Consider the following 3,708-nt stretch of genomic DNA (forward strand, 5'->3'; position numbering starts at 1 on the left):
TCGTCCTCGTTCGCCACGTCACAGGCGGTGGCCAAAGCCCGAAAGCCCTGGTCCTCCAGCTTCCGGCACAGGGTCTCGGCGCCCGCCTCGTCGCCGTAATGGCACAAGGCCAGCTTCGCCCCGTGCCGGGCGAACAGCTCGACGATCGCCCCGCCGATCCCCCGGCTGCCGCCCGTCACCAGGGCGGTCCGCCCCGCCAGCGAGAACGTGTCCATCAAGCGCCTCCCTTTCCGGCCATTCGCGTGCCGGTCAGGTGATCGACTAGCCCCGGGGGAGACGGCCGGTCTAGCCCACCCGCAGCAGCTCGACCTCGGGCGGTGCGGTCAGTATCTCGCTGAAGGCGTGCATCCAGTCGCCGGTTTCCTGGTCCGACTGGACCCCCCGGTTGCGGAACTGGTCGAGCTGGTCCAGGCTGTTCAGTTCCACCTCGAACTGCAGCGCCGCCCCGGCCGGACCGCGGGTCAGCGGGATCAGGAGCCGCGCGTTCAGCCCGTTCTTCCGCGCGGCCTCCAGTTCGCGCTGAATGAACTCGATCGCCCGTTGGCGATCCACCGGCATGACGTCATAGGAGAACCGGGCAAGATACATGGGCTGCCTCCTCTGCCAGATCCCGGCCGGCGGCTCGGCCGCACCGGGCCTGGCGAGGCAACCGCCCAGGCAGGGAGGCGTTCCGCAGACCCCCGCTCACAGCACCGGCAGGGCCAGCACCGCCCGGCCCGCCTGGCGCAGCACTTGTTCGGTGGTGCTGCCGCGCAGCCCGTCCAGGAAGCTGTCATGGCCATGGGTCGCCATCACGATCAGGTCGGCATCGAGCCGCCCGGCCGTGGCGACGATGCCCGGCACCACCGCACCCTCGGCACTCGCCCGGCGCAGCCGCTGCTCCTGTCCGGGCGCCACCGCCACGCTGGGCGCTTGGTCGGCGGGGCCGACATGCAGCAGGTGGACCAGCGCGTCCGGGCAGCCCAGCAGGTCGGCCAGGCCGAACGCGGTCTCGACCGCCTCGTGCTGCGGGGTCGCGTGATCCACCGGCACCAGGAGGTTGCGCAGCCGGGCCCGTCCGGTGGCGAGATCGACGAAGCCCCGGCCTTCGGGGGGCAGGAACAGGGCCGGCACGTCGGTGCGGCGCGTCAGTTCCTCGGCAACCGAGCCGCTGAGCAGCCGCGCCAGGCCGTCCCGGGCGCGGGTCGCCAGCACCAGGAGGTCGCAGCCATGCTCATCCACGAAATGTTCCAGCGCTGCCACCGGATCGCTGCCGGGCACCAGCTTCTTCGACACGCGGATACCCAGCGCGTCGGCAATGGCGCCGCGCGGCGTCGCCCGGTCGATCAGGCCCCAGCGCGACAGCAAGGACCGCACGCCGGGAAAGCCGGTCCAGTCCGGGTCCTGGTCCGCCTCCGGGTCGCCGGCATGGACGATGGCGAGATGGCCCTTGCAGGCCAGGGTCAGGGCCAGCGCATGGGCGAACGCGGTCTCGCTCAGGAGGGTGAGGTCGGTCGGGTGGATGATGTCGGCGAGGGTCGGCGCCCCGCTGCTGTCGACCAGGCTCATCGCGCGCGTTTTCTCCTGCAGGCCGGCCAAAGGCGGCGGATGATGGCTGATGCCGGCCCGTGGCACCGGGCGTGACGGCGACACACCTTGCCGACCCGGCTCCGGCGTTCATAGTCCGATCCGGCCGGGCCTGAACACGGGGCACTGGTCCTCTGGAGGAAGTCGCCATGCCCGCCCGGATCCTGCTGTTCGCCCTGCTGGCCCTGCCGCTCGTTGGCTGCAACGCCCGCACGGAGGCACGCGAGGACCACAAGGCCTGCGTGCGCGAAGGCTTCCCACCCGATACGTACGAGTTCGACAAGTGCATGGAGCGCCGCGCCCTGCACCGTGACAAGGAGGAGGACGCGCTCTAAGGCGGGCCACCCGCCGGCGCAGCACCCGCTTCGTCCAGCCGCTTCTCCACCGCATAGTTGTGGATCGGCACGCCGGCGACGCTGAACTCCCGCTTCGCGGCGATCTCGAAGCCTTGGCGCAGGAAGAACCGGTGCGCCCGCTCGCTGGCCTCGGCATGGAGCCGGGTCAGATGCTGCGCCCGGGCCACCTGCTCCAGCTCGGCATAGAGCTGCTGGGCAACCCCCGTCCCGGCCACCTCCGGTGCGGCATAGAAGAAGTGGATGTGGCCGTCCTGTTCCAGGTCGGCGAACGCGACGGGCAGGTCGGCTCCATCCACTGCGACCAGCCGCGTGCGCCCATCGCCGCTGAGCGCATGCAGCCGCTCCGAAGAAGGGCAGAGCGATGCCCAAGCTGCCACCTGTGCCGCCGAATAGTCGCGCGCCCCCAGCTCCCGGACCGAGCGCAGATAGAGCGCGGCCAGCAGCTGCGCATCCCTTGGGGCATAGGGACGGATCGTCGCCGGCAAGGTGCTTCTCCCTGGAAACCTTCTGCGTCAGGCCGGACGGGGTCCGGTGGCAGTGCTGCTGGCACGCCGGTAGACTAGGTTGAAGATCCGGGTGCCCTCAACGGCCCGGACATGGTTGCCCGGCACATTGTCATCGCGCACCAGTCCGCCTGCTTCCAGGACTTCCGCGATCTGGCCGACCTCACGCTGGTCGTTCAGGTCGACCTCGACCAGCACGGAGCGCAGGCGCCGATCGGCGAAGGTCCGCGCCCCACCCTGCACCACCGCAGTCTCGAGCCCGTCCACGTCGATCTTGACGTGGTTGGGGAAGGCGGCGCCGAACTCGCCCACCAGCATGTCGATCGAAAGCGCGATCGCACCCTGGCGCCAGACCGGGGTGAACCGCTCGCCCTTGTAGTCCTTTGCCTCGCCGAACGTGTGCAACGCGCTGCCGACCAGGTGGTCGCGCATCTGCATGGCATCCAGCCGGGCTGTCCGGTCCAGCGCCAGGCAAAAGGCCTGCACCTGCCCGTCGATCCCGTTCAGCACGATGTTGCTGTTCAGGCCGAAATAGTTGGCGGCGGCCGGCTCGAACGCCAGCACCCGGCAGCCGCGGATGATCGCGGCATAGAGGGCATAGACGCCGATATTGGCGCCGATGTCCCACAGCACCTCGTCCGGCGCCATCCGGTCCAGCCAAGCGATGGTGCCCGGCTCCTTCTGCAGGAGCCATTTCGCTCTCCCGAGCACGGTGTCGTTCGGGCAGTCGAAGCGGATGGCGCGGTCGCCGATGGGCAGGCTGAATTCCATGGGCCGGACCAGAGCATGGCGCCAAGCCCGAGGCCAGGGCTTTTCGGGAGGCGGCTCTCTCTGTCGACATCCTCATCCTGCGTTGGTAGCAGCGGCACGTTGTGGGTGCCGACGCACAAGCTCAATTGGCGTTGCTGCGCTGCGGCCGGGCGTGCTGTCCGGCTACACCTAAGTGGCGCTGGTACTGGCTGAAGGCACACGCCAGCGCTGCTGATGGATTGCGGCCGGGAAGGCGGTACGACGGTGGCGACTGGCATTTTGAGCCCGAGTCCCCCGCCCTACGGTCGGGCACGATGACGCGCCGACGCAGACCCGATCTCCCGCGGCAGAGGCGGTAGTGGTGCCACGCACCCGCGAACGCCGCATCGAAACCGATGCGCCGCAGCTTGGCGCATCGCCGGCGTGAAGTCGGACCGACCCTGGCTCGGGCCGGTGCCGGGCAACGCCTCTTTGATCAGGTAGGAGCCGGCCTCGCCGACGTTCAGCTTGAGCCACGTGCGTTGCCAGTGGCC

Annotated in this window: 6 protein-coding genes; 1 reads left to right on the top strand and 5 read right to left on the bottom strand. The window is 69.8% G+C overall.

Annotation, left to right across the window (positions count from 1 at the left end; translation table 11 throughout):
* The 3 genes from EQG76_RS15630 to EQG76_RS15640 form a co-directional block, all read right to left on the bottom strand.
* Nucleotides 1–215, bottom strand: a 215-nt coding sequence (locus EQG76_RS15630) for an SDR family NAD(P)-dependent oxidoreductase (protein ID WP_159715099.1), incomplete at its 3' end; no start/stop codon positions are given.
* Between the two features lie 70 nt (nucleotides 216–285).
* Entirely contained in the window at nucleotides 286–588 is a 303-nt protein-coding gene (locus EQG76_RS15635) for a hypothetical protein (RefSeq protein WP_159715101.1), read from the bottom strand.
* Between the two features lie 96 nt (nucleotides 589–684).
* Entirely contained in the window at nucleotides 685–1,548 is an 864-nt protein-coding gene (locus EQG76_RS15640) for a universal stress protein (protein WP_159715103.1), read from the bottom strand.
* Nucleotides 1,549–1,715: 167 nt separating this feature from the next.
* On the opposite strand from EQG76_RS15640, the gene EQG76_RS15645 reads away from it, so the two are divergent.
* Nucleotides 1,716–1,901 (top strand): hypothetical protein, encoded by a 186-nt coding sequence (locus EQG76_RS15645; RefSeq protein ID WP_159715105.1) that lies wholly within the window; start codon nucleotides 1,716–1,718, stop codon nucleotides 1,899–1,901.
* Here EQG76_RS15645 and EQG76_RS15650 read toward each other — a convergent pair.
* A complete protein-coding gene (locus EQG76_RS15650; RefSeq protein WP_159715107.1) occupies nucleotides 1,898–2,407 on the bottom strand; it encodes a GNAT family N-acetyltransferase in 510 nt (169 codons plus the stop codon). The two genes, EQG76_RS15645 and EQG76_RS15650, sit on opposite strands and share 4 nt — an antisense overlap.
* Nucleotides 2,408–2,434: 27 nt before the next feature.
* Nucleotides 2,435–3,196, bottom strand: coding sequence for an FkbM family methyltransferase (locus EQG76_RS15655; protein WP_159715109.1), 762 nt, complete (start codon nucleotides 3,194–3,196; stop codon nucleotides 2,435–2,437).
* Nucleotides 3,197–3,708 lie beyond the last annotated feature (512 nt).

It is taken from the genome of Geminicoccus flavidas (assembly GCF_009806515.1).
GTDB classification, from domain to species: domain Bacteria; phylum Pseudomonadota; class Alphaproteobacteria; order Geminicoccales; family Geminicoccaceae; genus Geminicoccus; species Geminicoccus flavidus.

Excerpts from the sequence above, each read along its gene's own strand:
- EQG76_RS15635 (WP_159715101.1), bottom strand. The coding sequence starts at position 588 with ATGTATCTTGCCCGGTTCTCCTATGACGTCATGCCGGTGGATCGCCAA.
- EQG76_RS15640 (WP_159715103.1), bottom strand. The coding sequence starts at position 1,548 with ATGAGCCTGGTCGACAGCAGCGGGGCGCCGACCCTCGCCGACATCATC.
- EQG76_RS15645 (WP_159715105.1), top strand. The coding sequence starts at position 1,716 with ATGCCCGCCCGGATCCTGCTGTTCGCCCTGCTGGCCCTGCCGCTCGTT.
- EQG76_RS15655 (WP_159715109.1), bottom strand. The coding sequence starts at position 3,196 with ATGGAATTCAGCCTGCCCATCGGCGACCGCGCCATCCGCTTCGACTGC.